A 4,203-nucleotide genomic window follows, 5' to 3' on the forward strand; every position below is an offset into this window, starting at 1 on the left:
AGGTCGCCAATATTATGGAGGAGTTCCCGAGTGGCCAAAGGGGACGGACTGTAAATCCGTTAGCTTCGCTTTCAGTGGTTCAAATCCACTCTCCTCCACCAATTTAATATCTTGCTGGTGTAGCTCAATTGGTAGAGCAACTGACTTGTAATCAGTAGGTTGGGGGTTCAAGTCCTCTCACCAGCTCCAACAGACAAAAAGAACAATTGATTCGCGGGTGTAGCTCAGTGGTAGAGCCCCAGCCTTCCAAGCTGGTTGCGAGGGTTCGATTCCCTTCACCCGCTCCATTATTGGCACCCATAGCTCAGTTGGATAGAGCAACGGACTTCTAATCCGTGTGCCGGGGGTTCGAATCCTCCTGGGTGCACCACAATTTTATTGGGGCGTAGCCAAGTCGGTAAGGCATCAGACTTTGACTCTGACATGCGTAGGTTCGAGTCCTGCCGCCCCAGCCAATTTAAAACTAAATATTATGACCCATTAGCTCAGCCGGTAGAGCACTTGACTTTTAATCAAGGTGTCGCGCGTTCGAATCGCGCATGGGTCACCAATTTGGAGAGGTACCGAAGTGGTCATAACGGGGCGGTCTTGAAAACCGTTAGGGTGCAAGCCCACGTGGGTTCGAATCCCACCTTCTCCGCCATTAGAGATTTGAAGTATAAATACTTCAAATCTTTTTTATTTTATGATCTATTATTAGTGGTTAAATATATTCATTTTAGCTATGACTGGCAACACATAAAAACCATTGTTCAAAGCATTGACTCAAAAAAATAAAATGCTAACATACATTAAAATGATTTTTAAATAAACGTACAAAAAGAAGAGTACCTTTCTAAAAAGATTACAGAGAGCTTCGTTGTGGTGAAAGAAGTAGATTTTGAAATTGGGAACATGGCCTTTTTATGGACTTGCTAAGCTTATTGTTAGGTGAGTACGGGATTGCCCGTTACAGCAGAGGGTATTGATAGATACCTATTGAGTTTATTAGTGCAAGCTAATGAAAAATTAAGGTGGTAACACGAGCTTTCGTCCTTATGTGAAGGCTCTTTTTTATTGTTTTAAATTTAAAAGATAATAAAAATAAAATAGACTATAGATGATAAGTTTTGGAGGATAAGATGCCATTAATAATACCTAAAGATTTAATTGGAGAAGAAACGTTAAAAAGAGAAAGAATATTTACAATGGACGAACAAAGAGCGTCCAGTCAAGACATAAGACCGTTGAAAGTGGCGATTGTAAATCTTATGCCTAAGAAAAAAGAAACTGAGTTACAACTCATAAAAATGCTTTCTAACACATCTTTACAAATCAATATAAATTTAATAAGAATGGGGTCTTATGAGCCTAAAAATATAGAAGCTGAGCATTTGAATAAGTTTTATAAGACATTTAATGAAATAAAACATGAAAAATACGACGCAATGATTATAACAGGAGCACCTGTTGAAAAGTTAGAATATGAAAAGATTATATATTGGGATGAATTAAAAGAAATTTTAGACTACGCCAAAGAAAATGTATTTTCAACTATGTTTATATGTTGGTCAGCACAAGCTGCGCTATACCATTATTACAACGTGGAACACAATTTGTCAGAAAATAAGATTTTTGGAGTGTTTGAGTTTGAAAAGAAAAAAGACGATAAGATATTAAAAGGATTTGATGATGAATTTAGCGTTCCAACTTCAAGATATACTTATGTAAAATCTGAGCAATTAAAAGATATAGATGAGCTGAATATTTTAGCTGAAAGAGAAGATACTGGAGTAGGACTTATAACGAGCGAAGATTATAGGTTTGTATTCAATTTTGGACATTGGGAATATGACAAAGATACTTTAAATAATGAATATAGAAGAGATTTAGATAAAAATATAAAAATTGATATGCCTGTAAATTATTATAAAGAAAATGATATATCAAAGGGAATAAAAGTAACTTGGAGGTCGGCTGGAAATTTATTTTTTTCAAATTGGTTAAATTATTGTGTATACCAAGAAACTCCTTACAATATTGAAGAAATTAAAAATAAAAAAGTTGCTAAATTTGGTGGTTCATCATTAAGTAATGCAAAACAATTTTCAAAAGTTAAAAACATAATTACATCAAAAAGTGAAAGCGATGTTGTTGTGGTTTCAGCGCCAGGCAAAAGATATAACGAAGATGTAAAAGTTACTGATAGATTAATAAATGTTGCTGAGTTAAATACAGAAACAAAGGATATTGAAAAGCTAATTAAGAAATTGGAAATTGAGTTATTAAAAAAGAATGATGATTTAAATGAAAACTTATCTGAGTTGAAAACTCGTTTTTATGAAATTTCAAAAGACTTAGGCATAGAAGAGAAATGTACTCCTGAAATTGATGTTGTATTTAAAGCCATAGAAGGCTCTACATCAAAAGATTTTATAGTAAGTAGAGGAGAATACTTAAATGCAAAAATAATGGCTAATTATTTGAATTATGAGTTTATAGATGCAAAAGATATTATTATATTTGATGAAAAATATAATGTAAATTTTGAAAAGAGTTATGAAAGAATATCAAATATAATTAACTCTAAATCTAAAGTTGTTGTACCAGGGTTTTATGGAAGTGATGAGCTGGGAAATATAAGGACATTTAAAAGAGGTGGCTCGGATTATACTGGCTCCATCATAGCTAGTGCATTAGATTCAGAAATATATGAAAATTGGACTGATGTGAATGGTATAATGACTGACGACCCAAGGGTGAATGCAGATGCTAAGGTAATTAAAAGTATGAATTATAAAGAACTTACAGATATAATTGACTCAGGAGCTCAAGTGTATCAAAGAGATGCTATAGAACCTGTAAAGAATAAGAATATAACTATAAGAATTTTAAATACAAATAACCCTGATGGGGAAGGTACAATAATAAAAGATTAATTGGTTAATTGTAAAATGAAATTGAACTAAAAAAATCCATAGTAAATCACATTTGGTATAATTGATTCACCAAAAACAAAAAACCAAAAGGTGATGACTATGGAATATAATAATACTATAACAAATTCAAGAAAAAATAAACATTAAAATGATTTAGAAAGAAGACAAATTCAGCTTTTACACAATAAAGGCTATTCTGCGTACAAGATAGCTAAAGAACTCAATAGATCTTCAAATACAATCAGAAATGAATTAAAACGAGGAAAAGTCCGCCAAATTAAAAATGATAAAGAAAAAGAACTATAAAAAGTAAAAGAAACCTCGGAAAAAGAATAGAAGAAAGACCTTTAGAAATAGAAGAAAGGTCAAGCTTTGGCAATTGGGAAATAGATACAATTGTTTCAAAGAAAAATAAAGAAGAACTGGCTTTAATTACTATAACAGAAAGAAAAACAAGGATGGAAATAATACTAAAAATTGCAACAAAAAATTCATCATCAGTTAATGAAAAATTAGAAAAATTACTATCAAAACTAGAAAACTCCACAGCAATATTCAAAAGCATAACAAGTGATAATGGATTAGAATTTGCTAACTTAACAAAACTAGAAAATAGCTTAGTTAGAGATATATACTATTGCCATCAAAATAACCTACAAGAAAGAGGAAGTAACGAAAAACATAATAGCCTAATAAGAAGATTCCTTCCAAAAGGAAAATCCTTATTAAACTACGATGAAGACCACTATTTAAAAATAATGAACTGGATGAATAATTTACCAAGAAAAATCCTAAATTACCGAACGCCTATAGAAGTTTTTGTAGAAGAACTTAATAAATTAGGGTTAGTTGATATTTTGGGAGAAATAGTTCAATTTGATATTGCAATTTAGGATAAAAGATTAATTTTAAAAAATTTTCAAAAAGTGTTGACAAGATGATAAGTGTTTATTATAATAGTTAAAGTAATTCGTCGTTAAGATGGATTGGAGAAGTACTCAAGTGGCTGAAGAGGCTCCCCTGCTAAGGGAGTAGGGTTCGAAAGGGCCGCGAGGGTTCAAATCCCTCCTTCTCCGCCAATGGTTTGGGCCTTTAGCTCAGTTGGTTAGAGCGCCCGGCTCATAACCGGTAGGTCCTGGGTTCGAGTCCCCGAAGGCCCACCATTATATTTTTTAAATATAATAACCCAAACCATTTGCCCAGATAGCTCAGTCGGTAGAGCAGAGGACTGAAAATCCTCGTGTCGCTGGTTCGATTCCGGCTCTGGGCACCAAAGGATACAATA

Annotated in this window: 2 protein-coding genes, 10 tRNA genes and 1 pseudogene; all 13 read left to right on the plus strand. The window is 33.1% G+C overall.

Annotated features, from left to right (window positions below):
- Positions 1 to 16: 16 nt before the first annotated feature.
- Positions 17 to 101, plus strand: a tRNA-Tyr gene (locus HMPREF9129_RS03920).
- Between the two features lie 12 nt (positions 102 to 113).
- A tRNA-Thr gene (locus tag HMPREF9129_RS03925) sits at positions 114 to 189 on the plus strand.
- 24 nt (positions 190 to 213) lie between these two features.
- Positions 214 to 287, plus strand: a tRNA-Gly gene (locus HMPREF9129_RS03930).
- Positions 288 to 293: 6 nt separating this feature from the next.
- Positions 294 to 370 (plus strand) — tRNA-Arg (locus HMPREF9129_RS03935).
- Between the two features lie 9 nt (positions 371 to 379).
- Positions 380 to 455: transfer RNA gene (locus HMPREF9129_RS03940), tRNA-Gln, on the plus strand.
- 19 nt (positions 456 to 474) lie between these two features.
- Positions 475 to 550, plus strand: a tRNA-Lys gene (locus HMPREF9129_RS03945).
- A gap of 4 nt (positions 551 to 554) precedes the next feature.
- Positions 555 to 643, plus strand: a tRNA-Ser gene (locus tag HMPREF9129_RS03950).
- 478 nt (positions 644 to 1,121) lie between these two features.
- On the plus strand, positions 1,122 to 2,918 hold the full coding sequence (locus HMPREF9129_RS03955; RefSeq protein ID WP_004820580.1) for a homoserine O-acetyltransferase/O-succinyltransferase family protein: 1,797 nt from the start codon (positions 1,122 to 1,124) through the stop codon (positions 2,916 to 2,918).
- A 165-nt stretch (positions 2,919 to 3,083) separates the two neighbouring features.
- Positions 3,084 to 3,224 (plus strand): annotated as a pseudogene (locus HMPREF9129_RS12780) (helix-turn-helix domain-containing protein); the annotation flags it as partial.
- Complete coding sequence (locus tag HMPREF9129_RS10945; protein WP_218563714.1) at positions 3,221 to 3,811, plus strand: IS30 family transposase; 591 nt, start codon at positions 3,221 to 3,223, stop codon at positions 3,809 to 3,811. The pseudogene HMPREF9129_RS12780 and the gene HMPREF9129_RS10945, both read left to right, overlap by 4 nt.
- A gap of 95 nt (positions 3,812 to 3,906) precedes the next feature.
- Positions 3,907 to 3,997: transfer RNA gene (locus HMPREF9129_RS03965), tRNA-Ser, on the plus strand.
- A 7-nt stretch (positions 3,998 to 4,004) separates the two neighbouring features.
- Positions 4,005 to 4,081 (plus strand) — tRNA-Ile (locus tag HMPREF9129_RS03970).
- Positions 4,082 to 4,115: 34 nt separating this feature from the next.
- A tRNA-Phe gene (locus HMPREF9129_RS03975) sits at positions 4,116 to 4,191 on the plus strand.
- Positions 4,192 to 4,203 lie beyond the last annotated feature (12 nt).

The organism is Peptoniphilus indolicus ATCC 29427 (assembly GCF_000227315.1).
Taxonomy (GTDB): domain Bacteria; phylum Bacillota; class Clostridia; order Tissierellales; family Peptoniphilaceae; genus Peptoniphilus; species Peptoniphilus indolicus.